This is a genomic window from Paenarthrobacter sp. YJN-D (genome assembly GCF_015040335.1).
Taxonomy (GTDB): domain Bacteria; phylum Actinomycetota; class Actinomycetes; order Actinomycetales; family Micrococcaceae; genus Arthrobacter; species Arthrobacter nicotinovorans.
The window spans coordinates 3640609-3660466 of the sequence record NZ_CP053549.1 but is presented as its reverse complement, the minus strand read 5'-3'; the positions used below and the strand labels follow the sequence as shown (position 1 = coordinate 3660466).

Genomic DNA, 19858 nt, shown 5'->3' with positions numbered 1-19858 from the left:
GGAACATTGGCATCATCTGTCACACCGGCGGGGCGGGTTAGCTGCCGCGGTACGTCGAGAACGCGAACGGGCTCAGCAGCAGGGGCACGTGGTAGTGCTCGCCGGCGTCGGAAACTGTGAAGTGGAGGTCCACTTCCGGGAAGAACGTCTCCGTGCCCAGGCCTTCGTAATATGCACCTGTGGCGAAGTTCAGGCGGTAGGCGCCACCTGGAATCCGCTCGGGGCCCAGGTTCTTGATCCGGCCGTCGGCGTCGGTTTCGCCCTTGCCCACCAAGGTCCAGTCGTCGCCGTCGCGGACGTAAAGCACGACGGCGACACCCGCCGCCGGGCGGCCGGAACCGGTGTCCAGAATGTGCGTGGTGACTTGTGAAACGCTCATGCGTTGACTCCTTCGCTGATCAGTCCGGAGAGCCGCAGCAGTGCGATCTCCCGCAGCTGGCCGGCCACGATTGTGTCTTCTTCTTCGGGGGTGTGGGTGAGGCGTTCCTGGAGGGCGGCGAGCATCTCCTGTGCGCTGCGGCCTGCAGCACGGATCAGGAAGACCCTGTCGAACTTCTCCTCGTACGCGCGGTTGCCTTCGGCCAGCGCTGCTGTTGTCTGGCTGTCACCCGGGTCCACACCGGCCTGCTCCGAACGCGACATCGCGGCTTCGGTGGTTTGGGCCTTGGGTCGTTCACCGATCCGTGGGTGGTGGGCCATGGCTGACTCCACTTCGGCAGGGGTGAACGGCTCGGCGGCGCGCTGGGCCTGTCCCAGGAGTTCGTCGACGTTGGCGTAGGGGCGCGCGTCAACGATGGTTTCCACCCAGCGGCTGATGTCCAGGCAGGGGGTCAAGGTCTTGATGGCCTCGTCCCGGTCAGCCGTGTTGAATACTGCAAGCTCCATGCTTGTCATCCTCGTGCAAAATGCTGGCATCCATGGTGTGGGCTATGCGGAACTCCCGCTTTATCGGGAGGAAGTCTGGTGCTTCAAGCTTCCGCATCATGGAACTGTTATTTCAGCATACGTAATTCAGTTAAGCCGAGCGGCCCGCCCGGTGTCAAGAGACTACCTCGCGATGACGCCGTGTGCGCACTGTCAGGTAGAGCCGATGCGCGGTGATGACCAAGGCCAACCAGGCGATGCCGATGGCCCACGCGGCCAGAACGTCGGTCAGCCAGTGATGGCCAAGATAGACGCGGCTCAAGCCCATGGTGAAGGCGAAGGCTGCCGCCACGACCACCGTGACCACCCGTGCCCGCGTGGTGTTGAGCCGCAGGATGACCAGGTAGGCCACGATGCCTGCGATCACGATCGAGTTCAGGGAGTGTCCGCTGGGGAAGGAGGCTGAATGCTCATAGGGCGGAATTGCGTCGGCTTGGTCGGGGCGGGTGCGGCCGAAGATCGGCTTGCCCAGGATGGTGATCACCAGGGAGCCCAGTCCGGCCGCGAGCATCAGGATGACGGGTGTCCATGAGCGGCGCCGTGTGGCCAGGAAGATCATGATGCCCACGGCAATGATGGGCATGCCCACGGTGCCGCCGACATTTGTGTAGGCCGTGATGGCCGCGTCCACAGCGGGGGACCGGACCGACTTGGCAGCATCCAGAACGGGGTGGTCGAAGCCTGCGACCCCATCTGCTTCGGTCACTGACTCATACACTTCGCCGAACGCCCAGGCCAACGTCAGGGTGACGCCCAGGCCCACCGCCAGGGTGATGATGAGTGCGGCATATGGGCCCAGGAGTCCGGTGACCCATTCGGCGCCCCGGGCCAAGGTCCGGCCGGCGGGGGACTTCCAGCGCGTCAGGTCCTGTCCCGCAACGAAGCGGTCCTGGTGCACCTCGCCCCGTATGCCCTTTTCTGCGGGCCCGTTTCCTTCAGTCGTCACTTGCGTCCCCTATCGTGGCGGCTTCGGTATTGGTGAGTAACCTTAGCAGTTTGGATTCGGGGGAACCTGGGGCGGGTCACGGTGCCGGCTGGCCCACTTTGACCACCAGCGTTTCCTGGGGCTGGAGGTCACTGCCGTCCGGGCTCAGGGGTCGTAACTGTGGCACCGGCTGACCCGTAGCGTGGGTGAGTAGGACGGAGTGGCGTTCGTTGATGCCGAACGCGTTCCGCTCGCCCCATTGCCGGAGGCTGAGGATCAGTGTGAAGAGGTCGAGCCCGGCACTTGTGAGTTCGTACTCACTCCGTGTTCCGCGATCGTTGGGAATCCGGGCGAGGATCCCCCTGTCCACCAGGAGTCGCAGGCGGTCCGAGAGGATGTTCTTGGCCACGCCCAGGGACTTCTGGAACTCCGAGAACCGCCGTTTGCCGTCCAGTGAGTCCCGGATGATCAGCAAGGTCCACTTATCGCCTACCAAGTCAGCCGTCCTGGCGACGGGGCACTCGGGGTCTGTCCAGTCCATGTCGATTGGTTGCAACATGAAACCATTCTGCCATAGGGTCAGATGGTTGCATATTGAAACCATCTTGCGGGAGGCGCTCTATGAGGAACGGCATTCAGACAAGCACCCCGGCGGGACTGGGCCGTCGCCACTTGCTGTTGCTCGCCGTCGTCGCCGGGTTCATGGTGTCGAACCTCTACTACGGACAACCCCTGCTTGAACGCATCGGAGCGGATGTGGGAATTCCTGTTGCCGGCGTGGGCTGGGTGGTGGCATCGGCCCAGGCCGGGTATCTCCTCGGCCTGGTCCTCGTGGTGCCGCTGGGCGACCTGGTGAACCGCCGGGCACTCATCGCCTTGCAGATCGGGGCCACCTCGGCAGGAGCCACGGCCGTAGCCCTGGCGTCCTCCCCGGCTGCCCTTCTCGTCGGCTTCTTGCTCCTGGGCCTGGCATCGTCCGTCGTGCAGACCATCGTGGCGTTCACCGCCGCCTCAAGCACCCCCGCGCAAAGGGGAGGAAACATCGGAACCGTCACTGCCGGCGTCGTGAGTGGCATTATCCTGGCGCGGACAGTGGCGGGAGGCATGACGGATCTCTGGGGTTGGCGCTCGGTCTACGTCCTCGCGGCCGGAGCTGGGGCGGTCCTCGCCGTCGCGGTCTTCCGTACCCTGCCGTCCGACAACCGCGACCGGGGAGAGGTGCGCTACTGGCGGGCCGTTTGCTCCGTCGTCGTGCTGACCCGGAACAATCCCGTATTCCGCACCCGGGCCCTGATTACCATGCTGCTCTTTGCGTCCTTCGGCGTGCTGTGGAGCGGTATGTCGCTGCTCCTGGGCAGTCCGGCCTGGAACCTGCCTCCGGGTGCTATCGGGCTCTTCGGGCTGGCCGGGCTCGTGGGGATACTGGCGGCGTCCAAAGCCGGTGCTGCGGCAGACAGGGGCTGGGGGCAGCGCGTCACTGGGGTGAGCCTCTTTGCTCTCCTGGGTTCATGGCTCGCCTTGTCCATGGGAAGTTGGTCGCTGCTGTGGTTCATCGCCGGCATCATCGTCCTGGACGCTGCGGTGCAGGCTGTCCACGTCAGCAGCCAGACCATGATCGTGGCCGGGGCTGAAGAGTCAGCCAGCAGCATTATTGGGAGCTACATGGTGTTCTATTCAGTAGGCAGCGCGGCTGGGGCTGCGGCTGTAGCGCCGGTGTTTGACGCCTCGGGCTGGGCTGGAGCCAGCGTGCTCGGGGCGATCTTCGCATTGCTTGCGCTCGCGGTGTGGGGTGCGGACAGGGTCCGGCACGCCAAGAAGCCTGCGGGCTTGGTTCGCTCCGCCCAGCATGCTGGGGCAGAATGACCTCAACCAGCTGAAGGAGTTCGCCATGCCAGACATTCTGACGTCCAGGTTCCTGTTCGGTCCCGGTCCGAGCAATTGCTACCCCGAAGCCATGGCCGCGTTGGCGTATCCCGTGCTGGGTCATCTCGACCCTGTGTTCATCGAGCGCCTCGACCACACTTGCGAAGGACTCCGAACCGTCTGGGGCACCTCCAACGCGCGTACTCTTCCGTTGAGTGCCACCGGTTCAGGCGGGATGGAAGCAGCCTTCGTGAACACAGTGTCCGACGGCGACGTGGCAGTCATCGCTGTCAACGGACTATTCGGGGTGCGCATGTGCGAGGTCGCCCGGCGCTGCGGGGCAACGGTTGTTCGCGTGGATTACGAGTGGGGCCAGCCTGTGGACGCCGACCGCGTTCTCTCAGCGCACCCCAATCCCAAGGTCATCGCCGCGGTTCACGCCGAGACGTCCGTGGGTGTGCTCTCCGACATCGCTGCCCTCGGTGCGGGCAAGGGTGACGCCCTGCTCATCACCGACGCTGTCACGTCCATCGGCGGACTGGAGCTGTTGGCAGACGACTGGGGGATCGACGTCGGATACGCCGGAACCCAGAAGTGCCTCGGCGTTCCGCCGGGCCTCTCGCCGTTCACGGTGTCCGACCGCGCCTTCGAACGCCGTGTCAAGGACCCCCGCTCCTGGTACCTCGACATTGGCCTGCTCGGCGGTTACGTTGGCGCGGCGAGCGGAGCCCGGACGTACCACCACACTGCGCCGGTCACGATGATCGCAGGCCTCGAAGCCGCACTGGACCGCATCCTGGCGGAGGGCCTGGACGTTGTGCAGGGGCGGCACAGGGCGGCGGGCGCCGCTTTGCAGGACGGGCTGCAGGAAATGGGGCTCGAGCTGTTTGCCGCCGAGGGCTCCCGACTGCCGAGCCTCACCACGGTCAAAGTGCCCGACGGCGTCAACTCGGCTGCCGTCCGCGCCTACCTCCTGGAGAACTTCAGCATGGAGATCGGCTCGGGGGTTGGGGAGTTCGCGGATACGGTGTGGCGCATCGGCATGATGGGCCCGAACGCCAACAGTGCCTCGGTGACCCTGGTGCTCGGTGCGCTGAAGGAAGCGATCGCCAAGGCCTGACGCTCGCTCACATCCCGCGTGTTTGGTCCTGACGCTTGCTCACATCCCGCGTGTTTGGTCCTGACGCTTGCTCGTCTTCCGGGCCGTGCTGCGGTTACCTGGACACCCGGTTCACTGGAACGCTCGACGGCGGATCCTCCGAGCGCTTCCACGCTGCGTTGCGCTTGGCGAAGGGTCAAGAAAACGCGTTGCGGCTCAAAAGCCGAGGTTGTGACGGAGGGTTGCGTTCAAGCACTTGGGTTGTGAGTAAGCGTTGGGTTGAGGCGCCCGGGTTGTGAGTAAGCGTTGGGTTGAGGCGCCCGGGTTGTGAGTAAGCGTTGGGTTGAGGCGCCCGGGTTGTGAGTAAGGGTTGGATTCACGCACTTGGGATGTGAGTAAGGGTTGGATTGAAGCACTTGGGATGTGAGTAAGGGTTGGGTTGAAGCACTTGGGTTGTGAGCAAGCGTCCGGTTGAAGCACTTGGGATGTGAGCAAGCGTCCGGCCCAAGCACCCGGGATGTCAGCAAGGGTCAGGTGTTCCGGGTCAGGATCCAGGTGTTCGTGCCGTCCTGGCGCTCGAACGTCACCGTCGTCACCAAAGCTTCGATCAGCGCCAGCCCACGTCCGGACTCTGCCTCCGCATCGGGCATCGAGGCCTGCATGTCGTCGGCGAACGGTTCCCGGGCATTAAAGGCACTCACCCGGGCAATGAGTCGGGCCGGGCGGACGCTGATGTCGACGTCGATCTCCACCGGCTTCTCAGCCACGGGAAGGGCGTGCTGGACGATGTTCGCCGCTGCTTCGATCACGGCGGTGGCGAAGGTCATCCTGTCCATGTCGGGCACAAAGGAGGCGTCGTCCCACAGGGAGTCGAGCTCGTTGTGGATGGCTTCGATGGCGTCTTCGTTGGAGGGCCCGTGGTATCCCCGCCGGGCGAGTATGTCAGTCATCGCCGAACGCGGCTTCGGCCGTGGGGTAGGCAGTGAGGACGCGATCCATGTTGGTCAGTTCCAGGACCATTTTGACCTGCGGCTGAACGGCCGCGATCCGAAGGTCACCACCGGCCTGGCGTGCCGCTTTGAGGCAGCCAATGAGTGCGCCCAGGCCCGAGGAATCCATGAAGTCCGTTTCGGCCAGGTTGACCACGACGCGGCTGGACCCGCCGGCCACCACCTCATTCACTACCTCACGCAGCTTGGGCGCGGCCACCATGTTCAGCCGGCCCACGCTCTTCACCTCCGCGTAGGAGTCCTTGACCTCATAGCTAAACGGCATCTGCTTTCCTTTCCTCCGGGCGTTCCGGCCCACTATGCTCGGGCCCATTTTCAGGCACAAAACCCTTGTACAAAACTGCCTTGACCAGCACGCTCAGGACCACGAGGTCGAACGCCACCCAGGCCACGTTCACCAGTGTCCCCAGAGGCTCGGACATTCCGGCGAGCAACCGGATTAGGCCGACAATCAACGCAACAGTCAGCAGCACAGCCACGATGATCTGCGGGCGGATGAGGCTCCAACTCGGGCCGCCGCTCTGCCGCGCCTTGGGGGTGACCGCGAACCCAAGGGGACGGCCGAACCAAACGTTGCGGGCCGCCGTCGTGCAGGCCTTGATCCAGGTGGGGAACAGCGCGAGGCTGTATTGCTGCCCCCGCCAGGTGGGAATCCCGTGCCCGGCCACCAGGAACAGGAGCTGGTTGACCACCATGAACGGGATGAAGCGGATGAAGAAGTCGTAGCTCAAGCTGCTGACCGGGAGGATGCCCAGCGTCAGGTAGATGATGGGCGCGGCGAAGTAGATAACGGCCGCGAAGCCGCTCAGGTAGCTCCACATGGTGGAGAAGTACATGAGCCGTTGACCCCACGACAGACGACGCTGCACCAGGGGGTTCTCGCGGAGCAGGACCTGGATGGTGCCTTGGGCCCAGCGGAGGCGTTGGGTGAGCATGGTCTTGATGTCCTCGGGCGCCAGGCCGTTGGCCAGGATTTCGTGGTGGTACACGCTCTTCCAGCCCAGGCCGTGCAGGCGCATTGCGGTGGCCATGTCCTCGGTGACCGAGATGGTGGCCAGGGGCATGATCGGCTGGGCTTCGTCGGTGCGTTCCACCGAGATGGCGTCCAAGACGGCGTGGACGGACTCGAGCGCACCCAGAGGGGACCAGTCGCGCCCTGACATACGGTCGACGGCGTCACTCGCCACGGTGGTGACGCCCGACTCACCGACGTGGGCAAGTTCCATCGCGGCGATTTCTTCGAGGTCGGATTGGAGCGCGGAGAAGTCGGCGGCCACGAGGGTTCGGACGGCGTCGTCCACTTTGCGGCGGACCCGGTAGGTGATCTCGCTCAGGGATGCTCCGGCTTCGAGTTCCTTCTGGGCGGATTCCGTGGCGGCCTCAACCTCGTTCAGCATCTGCTCTACCAGCGGGTTCTCAGCCTCAGCAGAGCGACGCGCCTTCTTGATGGCGGTCCGGGACGCTGCGAGGGCGCGGCGGACGCTCTTCTCCGTGGCCTTCACGTAGCCCACCAGGCCCAGCTGCATGAGCGCTTCCCTGCGCAGGATTGCGTTGGAGCCGCAGAAGAACGCGGCGTTCCAGCCGTCCTTGCCCTGCTGGATGGGGCCGTAGAACAGGGGTGCCTGGCTGCCCAGGGGATCGTCGGCGGGGACGTTGATGAAGTACTGCGGGGTCTGGACCAGGGCCACGCGGTCGTCGTTGAAGTAGCCCAGCGTCTTGTCCAAGATGTCCGGCTCGGGGATCTGGTCGGCGTCGAGGATCAACAGGTACTCGCCCGAGGTGATCATGAGCGCGTTGTTCAGGTTGCCGGCTTTGGCGTGCCGCGGCATGTCGGGCGTCCAGTCCGCACCGCGCGTCACGTAGCCGATCCCGTGCGATTCGGCGAGTTGGCGCATCTCGGGGCGATCGCCGTCGTCGAGGATCCAGGTGCTGTGCGGCCAGGTGATCTTCTTGGCGGCCAGGGCTGTGGTCAGCACGAGGTCCAGGGGTTCGTTGTAAGTGGTGATGAAGACGTCCACGGTGGCCGTGTCCGGGGCCGGGGGCGGCGGTTTGCGGAACTTGATGTTCCAGACCGTCAGGCCGAACAACATCACGTCAATCAGGCTGTACGTCTCTGCAATCACCAGCGGGACGGCGATCCACCAAGCATCCCAGTTGAGCGACGCCATCCAGCGCCACGCCACATAGTTGACGCCCAGAATCACTGTCAGGACAACGATCAACCGAGTCCAGAATCGTGTCACATTCCCCCCTTTTGTGGCTTTAGTGCGTAGCGTCAGGTCTGCGGCGGACGACGACGGCGGTCACGTCGTCTTCGGCTGTTGCCGCGGGTGCCAGCTCCAGCAGGGCGGCGCACACTTCGTCCGAGGTAGTCCCGGTACGCGCGGCTTTCTCGACGTTCCGCAGGAAGTCCTCCAGGGAGTCGTGGGCGTCCAGCACACCATCGCTGACGATCACCAGGGAATCTCCCGGCTCCAGGTCCAGCTCCGAAGCCGGCCAGTGCTGTCCGTCCAGGATGCCGACGGGCGGACCGGCGGAGATGAGCCTCTGTGCCGCCCCCTCAGCCGGAATGTGCAGCGCGAGTCCGTGGCCGGCGTCGATATAGCTGAGCTTTCCGGACGCGCTGTCCAGCCGGGCGTGGAACATCGTGGCGAACGAGCCTGACTGGTCGAGGTCGGCGGCGATGGTGAGGCTGGCGGAACCGAAGGCGTCATCAATGGCGGGCGTGTCAGCGACGGACCGCATCACGGCACGGACGGTGGCTGCGATCAGGGCGGCGCCCATTCCCTTGCCCATGGCGTCGGCGAAGGTCAGGTGCATGCCGTCGCGGGTCTGGTACCAGTCGTAGAAGTCCCCGCCAACGCTGCGCGTCGGACGGAAGGCACCGGCGACGTCGTATCCGTCCAGCCGGACTGTTTCGCGAGGGAGGAGGCTTTGCTGCACAACCGCCGCGCGCTCGAGTTCGTCGCTTTGCCGCGGATCTTCGGCGGGAGCAGCGGGCGTGCGGGCCCGACGGAACAGCGCGCGGATGCGGGCCTGGAGTTCTTTGGGGCTGAAGGGCTTGTTGATGTAGTCATCCGCGCCGGTGTCCAGGCCGTTGAGGCGGTCGATTTCGTCGGCCCGGGCGGTGAGCATCAGGACGTAGGCATCCGAGAATTCGCGGAGGCGGCGGCACACTTCCATGCCGTCGATGTCTGGGAGGTTGATGTCCAGGGTCACCAGTTCGGCGTTGGTCCTGCGGACGGCCTCGACGCCGGAAAGACCGTCGGGTGCCTCGGTCACCACGAAGTCGAGCTGCTCGAGGACGAGTACGAGGAGGCCGCGGATGTCGGCGTCATCTTCGACGACGACAGCATGGCGAGGGGGCGAGGTTGAGACCATGGCTCCATTAACTAATGATGCTGGGTATTTGTCACGTTTAGTCATGACATATGTAACGCCCGCTCATATGGGTGAGCGGGCGTTACAGGATTTGTTCAGTTATCTGCCCGAGGGTTTCGCTCAAGCACGCGGGATGTGAGCGAGCGTCGGGTTGAAGAACGCGGGATGTGAGCGAGGGTTAGACGCCCAGCTCTTCCTTGAGCGCCTGGACGTGGCCCTGTGCAGAAACCTGGTACTGGGTGAGCTTCACGGTGCCTTCGCCGTCGAGGACAACGGTGGAGCGGACCAGGCCTTCGACGATTTCGCCGTCAACCAGCTTCTCGCCCCAGGCGCCGTAGGCCAGTGCAACCTTGTGGTCTTCGTCAGAGAGCAGGGGGAAGGTCAATGCGAATTCGCCGGTGAACTTGGCGAGGGCCTCGGGGCCGTCCGGGGAGATCCCGATGACGTCGTAGCCGTTGCCCTGCAGGCTGGCGAGGTTGTCGCGGAAGTCGCAGGCCTCGGTGGTGCAGCCGGGGGTGGCCGCCTTCGGGTAGAAGTACACAATGACGTTGCGTCCGCGGTAGTCGGACAGCGAGACCTTGGTGCCGTCGGCGTCGAGCAGCGCAAAGTCAGGTGCTTGCGTTCCGACGAGGAGTTTCTGGGTCATGGCGATCCTTTACGTTTCACCGGCAAACGGCCGGCATTGGTCATTCAAAAAACGGATTGTCTAGAAGACAGAACAGCGAAGTTAGATGCTGTATTCCGCAGGTCCGCGCACTGTGGCATAGGGCCCTGGCACGAACTGGTAGCCGCCACCACGGACGGTGGCGACGGTGTGTCGGGCGGAGCCTAGCTTCCGCCGCACCCTTCCAACATAAACGTCGATCGAGCGAAATGCCGCGCCGGGAAGGTCAAATGACTCCAGGAAACGTTGCAATTCTTCACGACTGATGGCCCGTGAGCAGTTCACCACGAGGTAGCGGAGCAGCTTGTATTCCATGCCAGTAAAGGCCACGGGCTCGCCGTCGAGCAGGACTACTTCAGCGGCGAGGTCCACCGCAAGTTGGCTGCGGCGGCTCGCCAAAGTTACGGGCTCGACGGCGGTGCTGCCGCCCGCTGAGGCGCCGTCGCCGCCGTCGGAACCTGTCGTGGAACGGGCCTCGGCGAGGGCATCGGCGAGCGAAAGTGTGCTCGCTCCTCCAGGGGTGGTACCGGCGTCGGCGGCTTCCTGCGGAGTGCCGCCCCAGGAAGTGTCGCCGACGCCGGAGTGCTGTGCCCCGATGGCGGGCCAGATGCGGACTTCCGCCTCCGGGGCAAGTTTCATGGCGCGGGCCAGCACAAGTCGTGCTGCCCGCTCCCAGACCTCAGGATCGATCTCGTCGCCCTCGGCCGGGTTGACCCAAAGTGCCAGGCCGCGCGCGTTCAAGCCGGGCCGTCGCGCGGAAGAACCGCGCGACGGGGCCGGCCCGTAGGCATTGACTGCCATGGCGCTGGACCCTAAACGTTGCCGCGGCGGAGCAGCTTGCCGCCGGGGTTCTGGCCGTCGATCGGGGTGCCGCGCAGGTAGGTCTTGCGGACGACGCCGGCGAGCGGACGGCCGTCGTACGGCGTGATCGGGTTCTTGTGCTTGAGCTTGGTGACGTCCACAACGAAGGCCTCGTCCGGAGCGAAGATGGAGAAGTCGGCGTCGTAGCCCAGGGCGAGCTGGCCCTTGTTGTGCAGGCGGGCCAGGGCCGCGGGCTTCTCGGCCATCCACGAGACGACCTGTTCCAGCGGGATGCCGCGGTGGCGCGCTTCGGTCCAGATCAGGGACAGGCCCAGCTGGAGGGAGGAAACGCCGCCCCAGGCCACTGCGAAGTCGCCGTTTTCCAGGTCCTTCAGATCCAGTGTGGAGGGGGAGTGGTCCGAGACGATGCAGTCGATGGTGCCGTCCTGCAGGCCCTTCCAGAGGAGCTCGCGGTTGGAGGCCTCGCGGATGGGCGGGCAGCACTTGTAGGCCGTGGCGCCGTCGGGGATTTCTTCGGCCATGAGCGTCAGGTAGTGCGGGCAGGTCTCAACGGTGAGGTTGACGCCGTCGCGCTTTGCCGAAGCGATCATCGGCAGCGCGTCGGAGGAGGAGAGGTGCAGGATGTGGGCGCGGGCGCCGGTCCAGCGGGCACGTTCGATGACCTCGGCGATGGCCTTGTTCTCGGCGCCGCGGGGACGGGAGGCCAGGAAGGTCTCGTAGTGGTCGCCGCCCGGGTGCGGGGCGCGGTCGATCGCGTGGGAGTCCTCGGCGTGGACGATCATGAGGGAGTCGAAGGACTTGAGTTCCTTCATGTCCTCTTCCATCTCGTCCGCGTCCAGGTGCGGGAACTCGTCCACGCCGGAGTGCAGGAGGAAGCACTTGAAGCCGAAGACGCCTTCGTCGTGCAGCGGGCGGAGGTCGCTCTTGTTGCCGGGGATGGCACCGCCCCAGAATCCGACGTCCACGAACGCCTGGTCCTTGGCGACAACGCGCTTCTGTTCCAGGCCGTCCACGGTGGTGGTGGGCGGGATGCTGTTCAGCGGCATGTCGATGATGGTGGTCACGCCACCGGCGGCTGCGGCACGGGTGGCGGAGGCGAAGCCTTCCCACTCGGTGCGGCCGGGCTCGTTGACGTGGACGTGGGTGTCCACCAGGCCGGGGATGAGGGTTTCGTCGTCTGCGAGTTCGATGACCTCGTTGCCCGTCAGGCCGTTGCCCAGGGGTTCGATGGCGACGATGACGCCGTCGCGGATGCCAACTTCGCGGGCTGCGAGGCCGGCGGTGGTCAGGATGCGCTGGCCCCGGATAACGAGGTCATAGGCGCCGATTGCTTCAGACATTGAGGTACTCCTTGTTTTCGGTCCGTTCCGCCAGGTACACGCCTATGTGCTTCCCTAATTGTTCAAGCAACGGACCTGCTTCAGCGATACATTTTTGGACATCTTTTTCCAGATCGGTCAGTGCGTGGACCGTGTGGAAGCCGGCATCCGTGAGTTGTTCCCGGCTCAGGGTACTCCGGCCGCACACTGCGATCACGGGAACCCCGGCCCTTTGTGCCGCCCGCGAGACACCCATGGGCGTCTTGCCGAGCAGGCTTTGCTCGTCCAGGCTGCCTTCTCCGGTGATCACCAGGTCGGCGCCCTTGAGCCTGCGCTCGAGTTCAGTGAATTCAAGCACGACGTCGATGCCCGGCCGCCGCTCTGCCTTCAGTGCCGCGATGGCAATGTAGCCAACGCCGCCTGCGGCTCCAGCGCCTTCTGCCTTGGCGGCGTACTTGGCATGGTGCCCGGTGGTGGCTGCGAGGACGTCGACGAAGTGGCTTGCCGCGGCATCCAGTTCGGTGACGTCGTCCGGCGTCGCGCCTTTTTGCGGACCGAAGATGGCCGGGGCTCCGCTGGCCCCCAAAAGGGGATTGTCGACGTCGGACGCCAACACGAACTCCGTTGCCTCTACGCGGACGTCGAAGTTGGAGAAGTCGATGCTGTCGATGTCCGCGAGAGCGGCACCGCCGCCGGGGAGCTCGTTGCCGTTCTTGTCCAGGAAGACGGCGCCGAGGCCCTGCAGGACGCCTGCGCCGGCGTCGGTGTTGGCGCTGCCGCCGACACCCAGGATGATCTTGCGGCAGCCGAGGTCCAGCGCGGCGCGGATGAGTTCGCCCGTTCCGATGCTGGTGGCTGTTTTGGCCGTCTCGGACGTGGGGCCGTCCGGGAGGAGGGCGAGACCGGAAGCTGCCGCCATTTCGATGACAGCTTCCTGGTCCCGCACCGCGAAGTCGGCCTTCACAGGCTCGCCGAGCGGGCCGGTGACGGTGGTGGTCCGGCGGGTGAAGCCGGAGCCGATGGCGGCGTCGATGGTTCCTTCGCCGCCGTCGGCCACCGGAATGCGTGTTGCTTCAATGCCGTGGCCGAAGCCTGCCAGCAGGCCTGTTGCCAGGTGCTCGGCGACGTCGGGCGCGGACAGCGAGCCCTTGAATTTGTCCGGGGCGATGACAACACGCATTCCGGTGCCTCCTTCCTTTACTTACTTACGCTTTGGCCAGGATCGCGGTGGGTGCGTCCGCCGCGGTTTCTGCCAGCTCTTCGAACTCGTTCACGCCGTTGATCTCAACGCCCATGGAGATGTTGGTGATCTTTTCCAGGATCACTTCAACAACCACGGGAACCTTGAACTCGCCCATCAGGGCCTTGGCCTTGTCGAAGGCGGCGGGCAGATCGTTGGGGTCCTCAACGCGGATGGCCTTGCAGCCCAGACCTTCGGCAACCTTGATGTGGTCAACGCCGTAGCCGTTTGTCTCCGGGCTGTTGATGTTTTCGAAAGCCAGGGAAACGTTCTGTTCCATGTTGAAGCCGCGCTGGCTCTGACGGATCAGGCCCAGGTAGCTGTTGTTCACCACAACGTGGATGTACGGCAGGTTGAACTGTGCGCCCACGGCCAGTTCTTCGATCATGAACTGGAAGTCGTAGTCACCGGACAGGGCAACAACGGTGGCGTCCGGGGTACCCCTCACTACACCGAGTGCTGCCGGAGCGGTCCAACCCAGCGGGCCGGCCTGGCCTGCGTTGATCCACTTGCGGGCACCGAACACGTGCAGCATCTGTGCGCCGGCGATCTGCGACAGGCCAATGGTGGACACGTAGGTGGTGTCGCGGCCGAAGGCCTTGTTCATCTCCTGGTACACGCGCTGCGGCTTGATGGGCACGTTGTCGAAGTTGGTCTTGCGGTGCAGGGAGCCCTTGCGCTCCTGGCACTCGGCAACCCAACCCGAGTAGTCCGGCAGGGTCTTTGCAGCCTGGCGCTCGCGTGCCAGCTCCAACAGACCGTCCAGCGCCGCACCGGCGTCGGACGCAATGCCCAAGTCCGGCGAGAAAACGCGACCGATCTGGGTCGGCTCGATGTCGATGTGCACGAACTTACGGCCGGCCGTGTAGGTGTCCAGGCCGCCGGTGTGGCGGTTGGCCCAACGGTTGCCGATGCCGATCACGAAGTCGCTCTGCAGGAACGTCTCGTTGCCGTAGCGGTGCGAGGTCTGCAGGCCAACCATGCCGGCCATCAGCTGGTGGTCGTCCGGGATGGCGCCCCAGCCCATCAGGGTGGGGATAACCGGAACGTTCAGGACCTCGGCCAGCTCAACCAGCTGAGCGGAAGCGCCGGCGTTGATGATGCCGCCACCGGCAACGATCAGCGGGTGCTTGGCTGCGGTCAGCAGGTCCAGTGCCTTTTCCAGCTGCTTGCGGGAAGCCTTGGGCTTCTCCACCGGCAGGGGCTCGTAGGCGTCGATGTCGAACTCGATCTCGGCCATCTGGACGTCGATGGGCAGGTCCAGCAGGACCGGGCCCGGACGACCCGAGCGCATCAGCTGGAATGCCTTCTGGAACGCGCCGGGAACCTGGCCCGGCTCCAGGATGGTCATGGCGAACTTGGTCAACGGCTTGGCGATGGACTCGATGTCCACAGCCTGGAAGTCTTCCTTGTGCAGCTTGGCAACGGGTGCCTGGCCGGTGATGCAGAGGATCGGGATCGAGTCAGCCTGGGCTGCGTACAGTCCGGTGATCATGTCCGTGCCAGCGGGACCCGACGTGCCGACGCAGATGCCGATGTTGCCATCAGCGGCGCGGCTGTAGCCGTCAGCCATGTGGCTGGCACCTTCAACGTGGCGGGCCAGCGTGTGGCGGATGCCGCCGTGGGCACGCATTGCTGAGTAGAAGGGGTTGATCGCTGCGCCTGGCAGGCCGAAAGCCTCGGTGGCGCCTTCCTTTTCCAGGATGGCGACTGCCGCGTCAACGGTGCGCATCTTTGCCATGGTGTACTCCTTGAAGTCTGTTTTTGGGTGTGCTGAAGCGAGTTTGTGTACAGATAACGCCTTCTAGAAGGTGTTTTCCGGGCGTCAGCTGTACACAAACTCTTTTGCCGTGGGGGCTGGTCTTACTTCCGGCCGCTGAGCTGGAGGACCTGCTTGAAGAGGCCCGAGTGGTCGAGGCCACCGTCGCCCTGGTTGACGGTTGCGGCGACGAGCTGTGCGACGACGGCGCCGAGCGGGACAGCGACGTTGGCTTCGCGGGCTGCGGAGGTGACGATGCCGAGGTCCTTGTGGTGGAGGGCCAGGCGGAAGCCGGGGTCGAAGTTGCGGTCGAGCATCTTCTGACCCTTCTGGTCGAGGACCTTGGAGCCGGCCAAGCCGCCGCCCAGGACCTTCAGTGCTGCGTCGGTGTCTACGCCGTAAGCCTCGAGGAAGGCGATGGCCTCGCCGAGGACCTGAATGTTGACGGCTACGATCAGCTGGTTGGCTGCCTTGACGGTCTGACCGGAGCCGGACGGGCCGACGTGGACGATGGTCTTGCCCACTGCGTTGAGGACATCCTGTGCTGCCTCGAAGTCCTCAGCTGCGCCGCCGACCATGATGGACAGGACGGCGTCGATTGCGCCCTGTTCGCCGCCGGAGACGGGAGCGTCGAGCGGGCGGATGCCTGCCTTTGTGGCCTCGTCGGAGAGGCGCTTGGCGACATCCGGGCGGATGCTGGAGGCGTCGATCCAGATGGTGCCCTTCTTCGCGTTGGCGAAGACGCCGTCCTTGCCGCTGACTACGCCCTCAACATCGGGGGAGTCCGGGACCATGGTGATGACGACGTCGGCGTCCTTGACTGCGTCAGCGATGCTCGTGGCACCCTGGCCGCCTTCGGAGACGAGCTTGTCGATCTTGTCCTGGCTGCGGTTGAAACCGGTGACCGTGTGGCCGGCCTTGACGAGGTTGATGGCCATGGGGAGGCCCATGATTCCGAGGCCGATGACTGCAACGTTGCTCATTGTGGTTCTCTTTCTGAAAGTCTGTTTTAGCTCAGGTGTGCTTGTTGAGCTGGGTGCTTAGTTGGCGTTGGCGCGCTGGCGGATGGCCCAGCTGAAGGCCGTCTCCTGCGGTTCTTTGTACTCGAGGCCGATGTAGCCGTAGTAGCCGAGTTCGCGGCTGCGGGCGATCCATTCGCCGAGGGGGAGCGTGCCGGTTCCGGGGGCGCCGCGGCCGGGGTTGTCGGCGATCTGGATGTGGCCGAAGTCCTTGGCGTGGTTCTCGATGACGGATTCGACGTCGTCGCCGTTGACTGCCAGGTGGTAGAAGTCGGCGAGGAGCTTGATGTTCTGTGCACCGGATTCTGCCTTGACGCGGGCGATGACCTTGAGTGCGTCTTCGGCGGTGAGGAGCGGGTACTTGGGTGCGCCGCTGACCGGTTCGAGGAGGACTGTGCCGCCGATGCGGGCGACGCCTTCCGCTGCTGCGGCGAGGTTCTTTGCCGCGAGTTCGTCCTGCTCTTCAGGGGTGAACTCATCCTGGCGGTTGCCGTAGAGGGCGTTGAAGGCCTTGCAGCCCAGGCGCTCACCGATGCCGGCTACGACGTCGATGTTGTCCTTGAACTCGGAGCAACGTCCCTTCCAGGAAACCAGGCCGCGGTCGCCGCCGGGCATGTTGCCGGCGTTGAAGTTCAAGCCCGTGAGCTGAACGCCGGCGTCCTTGATGGCTGTTTCAAACTCGGTTGTCTCTTTGTCGGTGGGAACCGACGTGGCGAAGGGCCACCAGAACTCGACGGCGTCAAAACCGGCTGCCTTCGCGGCGGCGGGGCGCTCGAGCAAGGGCAGCTCCGTCAGGAGGATGGAGCAGTTCACTGTGTACGTCATCGTAGGTCCTTCCGAGGAGGGGCTTGGATCTATCTTCCCGTGTGCTTGGCTGCGGCCTTGTTGCTTGGCTTCAGTTTCCGCTTTGTGGAATTTAGATTCTGCTTTATGAAAAGTCTAGGGAAGGTGGGGGTGCGAGTCAAGGGGTGGGTGGGGAGGTGGGGGTTTGGGATACCACGTGGGTCTGATTGGCTAAAGCTGGTTGTCCGTTAAAAGTAATCGGACCGGGCTGCCGCGAGCAGAGAAGAGCTATCGCCAGGAGACTCGCAAGAACTTAGCGGCTGGGTCCTTGATCCTTAGCCAATTGCCCACTGTGCCGCGTAGCAAGCAGTCGCGTGCGGGGACTCTCAAGGGGGTGTTCGCTCTACAGCGAACGAAACGGTGCCTGAGGCAAAAGACGTAGAGGAGCGACTGCGGGGTGTAGGACACTGCCGACGAGGAGGACTACGATTTTTTGTCTTGCTCGGGAGAATACAACATAGAGAAGTCTGCTTGTGGTTGGAAACGGTTCCTTCTCGCTTCCTAGAAAGTCCCCCTCGCGCAACACGACTACAGTTGCGTCGGCCTCGCGGCCTTTCGTTTGATAGAGGTTCATTAGTTGCACATCACGTAGATTCAGTGAGCTCTCGGTAAGTGCATCAAAGGATGCTTCTCGTGCTTGGGCGCTAATGCTTACGGCTATCTTTTGCATGTCGGACCCGTGGCCCGACAGCCGAAGCGCTCGAGCCTGCATCGTCGAGAGCAGGGTCGATGCCTGCTCCCAAGCGCTCGATTTACTTGGAAGTTTGAGGGACTGCCGTGCAGAGATGGCGGTCGTTGAGAGGTCTTCAATGTCACGTGAGTCGTGGAGAGAGGCTTTCAGACTGCTCAGGCGCTCTTTAAGCGCCGCGTCACCGTTGCCCGTCAAGAGCCGGTGGGCGAGTTGCGGAACTCGGGAACCTCTTTGAGCACTAGTTACGAAGACGGCCAACGCGTCGAGTACGACGTCCCACGCTGCGTAACCTACTCCGAACCGCAGCATCGCCGCTTGTGCGTCCAGTGCACTTGCCACGGCATCGCTCAATCCCGCGATTTCATGTTGGATACCAGCCTCTTCCAGGGCATCCGAGAGGGTGGCAAGCATGTCGTTATGGTGGGTAAAGACTGCAACACCCAGCCCTTCATCCCGCAAAGCCCTAACGACCCTAGCGACTTCCGATGTTTCTTCGCTGAGCGGTATTCCGCTTTGGATTCTGAGACGCCCTTGCGCAACAGCCTCGCTTAGGACGGGCGACTTGAACCGCCGTTGTCTAATGGCAGTTGCGACAGCAGGGATGACGCCCGTTGGGTCCCGAAAAGAAGTCGGGGGAAGCACGATCGTGTTGTTCCTCCCAGCAGACTCTGACGCCTCAATTATTTTCTCGTATCTAACTCCGTCCGACGCGAGAAAGGTATAAATGCACTGTTCCGGGTCGCCCAGTAGGATCACGCGCGAATTGGGCGTTACAAGCTCGAGGAGTTGCTGTTGCGCGTCCCCTGTGTCCTGGAACTCGTCAACGATTACGAGACTCCACCGCGAGCCAACGTGTTTGCGCACGGCAGGAGATGCCTTCGCGACCTGAAGTGCAAGGGGAAACAGATCCTCATAGCCAACTTCTCCTCGCTTTTTTCCAATCCTTTGCCGTGCCGGACTCACAAGCACTGGCGTAGGGTGACCCACTAGCCGTCCGAACCGGCGGACGAGAGAGAAAGCGAGTGCATGAAATGTCATGACATCGACTCGCTCGCTGGCTCTACCCAGAATTGATTGAGTCCGGGAGGAAATGCGAGCAACTGAAGCTCGAGAAAATGACAAGAAGAGGACACGGCCAGTTGGGTCAACATCTGTGGTTCTGTCCAGATGCGCCCGGGCTGCAGCAAGGGCGCTAGTAGTCTTTCCGACTCCCGCGCCACCAAGAACGACCGTAAGTTTGGCTTGAGTCTCTACGACTTGTCTTTGTTGTGAATTCTGCGGGGCAAAGATCATCTACTGACATCTCCGATGTCGATGCGGCCTAGCGTGTCTCCGCAGATTGCTTCCACCACCGCTCTGGCTATAGGAGCGGGCTCTTCAAGTCCGTGCACCCATGCGACATGTAAACCCTGCTTCTTTAGAATCTTCTGTGAAATAAGGTAATCGGCAACTCGGTTGTCTGCGACTTCGCTGGGTAACGTGGGCATGCCTAGTGGGATGAGAGTATCAACGCTCTTCCTGAGACTTGCTCCTGGAATGCCACGGATCAGCGCAGCCTCAACGGCAGTTCTCGTCGGCAACACTACAAGCTGCTCTACTATGCTGCCCAGTTCGTCCACGGCAGGGTCCTCGTGCCCTGGTTTGTCATTGTCTACGACGGCTCGTACATGAAACCCCAGATTAAGGGCAAAGCGGGCAATTAGGGGGAGACGGCTGATACCCCCGTCAGTACCAGGAGGCGCAATTAGCCGGATCCCATTTGCTGAGAGACTGTGTCGTCGGTTATCGCTCCTCATCGCAAGCCGTGATGCGAAAGCGCCGTACCCCTCAACATCAAGAGGTCCCTCCATGAGAACGAGGGTACGAGCCGTCAGCGCCGACATGACCTGTTCGAGAACCAGGCGACGTGAAACACGCTCCGACTTTGAAGTGGTCGGCGACAGCCTATGCTGCATCCTCCGCCCGTGACTTACAGTCAGTCTCATAAGATCTTCTGGTGCGTAAGCGCGGACGACTTCGGATCGCCGCGTCGTGAGGATAGTCTGGTTCGCCTCTCGGTGAAGGATAGTTGCCATGTGTTCTGCCGAAGCTGCGTCTAGACCTTCTCCGAAGTCATCGCCAATGATGACTAGCTGGCCCGCTTTTGAACGCCCCGCAGCAACAGCCTCCGCTGCTGAAAAGATACTTTGCAGTGTTGACCCGTGCGATCGGAGCGGAAGAACCACTGCTGTGTCCAGTTCTAGCGAGGGCTGTAGAGCTCGGAGGAGCGCGGCCAACGAACCGTCGTCAGGGACAAATT

Annotated in this window: 18 protein-coding genes and 1 pseudogene; 2 read left to right on the top strand and 17 right to left on the bottom strand. The window is 63.5% G+C overall.

Annotated elements, in window-relative coordinates; all coding sequences use genetic code 11:
- Positions 1 to 37: 37 nt before the first annotated feature.
- The 4 genes from uraH to HMI60_RS16910 all read right to left on the bottom strand — a co-directional run bounded on the left by uraH (position 38) and on the right by HMI60_RS16910 (position 2408).
- Entirely contained in the window at positions 38 to 379 is a 342-nt protein-coding gene (gene uraH / locus HMI60_RS16925; RefSeq protein WP_193590050.1) for a hydroxyisourate hydrolase, read from the bottom strand.
- The gene (gene uraD / locus HMI60_RS16920; RefSeq protein ID WP_018778722.1) at positions 376 to 885 is read right to left on the bottom strand and encodes a 2-oxo-4-hydroxy-4-carboxy-5-ureidoimidazoline decarboxylase; all 510 of its coding nucleotides are present in this window, start codon (positions 883 to 885) and stop codon (positions 376 to 378) included. Before uraD ends, uraH begins: the two co-directional genes overlap by 4 nt.
- 154 nt (positions 886 to 1039) lie before the next feature.
- Positions 1040 to 1870 carry a phosphatase PAP2 family protein gene (locus HMI60_RS16915; RefSeq protein ID WP_193590049.1) on the bottom strand — a complete coding sequence of 277 codons (831 nt, stop codon included), beginning with the start codon at positions 1868 to 1870 and terminating at the stop codon, positions 1040 to 1042.
- A gap of 76 nt (positions 1871 to 1946) precedes the next feature.
- On the bottom strand, positions 1947 to 2408 hold the full coding sequence (locus tag HMI60_RS16910; protein WP_193590048.1) for a helix-turn-helix domain-containing protein: 462 nt from the start codon (positions 2406 to 2408) through the stop codon (positions 1947 to 1949).
- 62 nt (positions 2409 to 2470) lie between these two features.
- On the opposite strand from HMI60_RS16910, the gene HMI60_RS16905 reads away from it, so the two are divergent.
- Together HMI60_RS16905 and HMI60_RS16900 are read left to right on the top strand one after the other, a co-directional pair.
- Positions 2471 to 3712 carry an MFS transporter gene (locus tag HMI60_RS16905; protein WP_193590047.1) on the top strand — a complete coding sequence of 414 codons (1242 nt, stop codon included), beginning with the start codon at positions 2471 to 2473 and terminating at the stop codon, positions 3710 to 3712.
- Positions 3713 to 3737: 25 nt separating this feature from the next.
- Positions 3738 to 4832 carry an alanine--glyoxylate aminotransferase family protein gene (locus HMI60_RS16900; RefSeq protein ID WP_193590046.1) on the top strand — a complete coding sequence of 365 codons (1095 nt, stop codon included), beginning with the start codon at positions 3738 to 3740 and terminating at the stop codon, positions 4830 to 4832.
- 509 nt (positions 4833 to 5341) lie between these two features.
- Here HMI60_RS16900 and HMI60_RS16895 read toward each other — a convergent pair.
- The 13 genes and pseudogenes from HMI60_RS16895 to HMI60_RS16835 all read right to left on the bottom strand — a co-directional run bounded on the left by HMI60_RS16895 (position 5342) and on the right by HMI60_RS16835 (position 19178).
- Positions 5342 to 5761 (bottom strand): ATP-binding protein, encoded by a 420-nt coding sequence (locus HMI60_RS16895; RefSeq protein WP_039242974.1) that lies wholly within the window; start codon positions 5759 to 5761, stop codon positions 5342 to 5344.
- Positions 5754 to 6086, bottom strand: a complete 333-nt coding sequence (locus HMI60_RS16890) for an STAS domain-containing protein (RefSeq protein ID WP_018778728.1) — start codon at positions 6084 to 6086, stop codon at positions 5754 to 5756. Before HMI60_RS16890 ends, HMI60_RS16895 begins: the two co-directional genes overlap by 8 nt.
- Positions 6076 to 8064 (bottom strand): glycosyltransferase family 2 protein, encoded by a 1989-nt coding sequence (locus tag HMI60_RS16885; RefSeq protein ID WP_193590045.1) that lies wholly within the window; start codon positions 8062 to 8064, stop codon positions 6076 to 6078. The genes HMI60_RS16890 and HMI60_RS16885 overlap by 11 nt, the downstream gene beginning before the upstream one ends.
- A 19-nt stretch (positions 8065 to 8083) precedes the next feature.
- Positions 8084 to 9202: a PP2C family protein-serine/threonine phosphatase gene (locus HMI60_RS16880; protein ID WP_110505498.1), complete on the bottom strand. Its 1119-nt coding sequence runs from the start codon at positions 9200 to 9202 to the stop codon at positions 8084 to 8086.
- Between the two features lie 178 nt (positions 9203 to 9380).
- Positions 9381 to 9848 carry a thioredoxin-dependent thiol peroxidase gene (bcp, locus tag HMI60_RS16875; RefSeq protein WP_018778731.1) on the bottom strand — a complete coding sequence of 156 codons (468 nt, stop codon included), beginning with the start codon at positions 9846 to 9848 and terminating at the stop codon, positions 9381 to 9383.
- Between the two features lie 81 nt (positions 9849 to 9929).
- The gene (locus HMI60_RS16870; protein WP_193590044.1) at positions 9930 to 10667 is read right to left on the bottom strand and encodes a winged helix-turn-helix domain-containing protein; all 738 of its coding nucleotides are present in this window, start codon (positions 10665 to 10667) and stop codon (positions 9930 to 9932) included.
- 11 nt (positions 10668 to 10678) lie between these two features.
- Complete coding sequence (gene allB, locus HMI60_RS16865) at positions 10679 to 12028, bottom strand: allantoinase AllB (protein ID WP_091324862.1); 1350 nt, start codon at positions 12026 to 12028, stop codon at positions 10679 to 10681.
- Positions 12021 to 13187 carry a glycerate kinase gene (locus HMI60_RS16860; protein WP_193590043.1) on the bottom strand — a complete coding sequence of 389 codons (1167 nt, stop codon included), beginning with the start codon at positions 13185 to 13187 and terminating at the stop codon, positions 12021 to 12023. The genes allB and HMI60_RS16860 overlap by 8 nt, the downstream gene beginning before the upstream one ends.
- Before the next feature lie 25 nt (positions 13188 to 13212).
- Positions 13213 to 14988, bottom strand: a complete 1776-nt coding sequence (gene gcl / locus HMI60_RS16855; protein WP_193590042.1) for a glyoxylate carboligase — start codon at positions 14986 to 14988, stop codon at positions 13213 to 13215.
- Positions 14989 to 15110: 122 nt separating this feature from the next.
- Positions 15111 to 15992: pseudogene (locus tag HMI60_RS16850) on the bottom strand (2-hydroxy-3-oxopropionate reductase); the annotation flags it as partial.
- Positions 15993 to 16046: 54 nt separating this feature from the next.
- Positions 16047 to 16850 (bottom strand): hydroxypyruvate isomerase family protein, encoded by an 804-nt coding sequence (locus HMI60_RS16845; protein WP_193590040.1) that lies wholly within the window; start codon positions 16848 to 16850, stop codon positions 16047 to 16049.
- A gap of 361 nt (positions 16851 to 17211) precedes the next feature.
- Positions 17212 to 18852 carry a UvrD-helicase domain-containing protein gene (locus HMI60_RS16840; protein ID WP_193590039.1) on the bottom strand — a complete coding sequence of 547 codons (1641 nt, stop codon included), beginning with the start codon at positions 18850 to 18852 and terminating at the stop codon, positions 17212 to 17214.
- Positions 18849 to 19178: a hypothetical protein gene (locus HMI60_RS16835; protein WP_193590038.1), complete on the bottom strand. Its 330-nt coding sequence runs from the start codon at positions 19176 to 19178 to the stop codon at positions 18849 to 18851. Before HMI60_RS16835 ends, HMI60_RS16840 begins: the two co-directional genes overlap by 4 nt.
- Positions 19179 to 19858: the final 680 nt, after the last annotated feature.